Annotated in this window: 1 protein-coding gene; it reads right to left on the reverse strand. The window is 54.8% G+C overall.

Annotated features, from left to right (window positions below; all coding sequences use genetic code 11):
* Positions 1-93: 93 nt before the first annotated feature.
* A complete protein-coding gene (locus ACYQ54_RS28470; protein ID WP_460088507.1) occupies positions 94-300 on the reverse strand; it encodes a heavy-metal-associated domain-containing protein in 207 nt (68 codons plus the stop codon).
* Positions 301-500: the final 200 nt, after the last annotated feature.

A 500-nucleotide genomic window follows, 5' to 3' on the forward strand; every position in this document is an offset into this window, starting at 1 on the left:
GCTGTTTTTCTTGTAGTCGGATGACATACCGATCTCCGTCAAAACAGGTTGCCGAACGCTCCGGTCAAGCGATCCGGGACGATGTTCGACCCCTCATGGGTTTTGCAGCAGCAATTCGGAGCTGTAGCCCGCCTCCTTGAGAACGCCTGCGATTTCCTGTGCGGACCGGGTGCTCGTGACGGTCACGGTCCTGTTCGCCATGTCGAATTCGACATGGGCAGAACCGTCCGCCTGCTCAATGGACGCGCCGATGGCGGCCTTGCAGTGACCACAGCTCATGTCTGGAACGCTGAATTTCATGATTGGCTCCGTAGTTGATCGATTTTCCTGTTTTCCCGCTTCCAGCGGCTGGAAGGTCAAGAAGAAATGAGCGAGAGAAAATCAAGACGGGTTCTTGACACTCCAGCGACTGGAAGCCCCATCTGAGGAAAATCGAACAATTCATGCCGGAGTTGGACCCTTGTCTGGCCATCAGAAAATCTCCCTGTCGGTTCAGGGTA

Source organism: Roseibium sp. LAB1 (assembly GCF_054658235.1).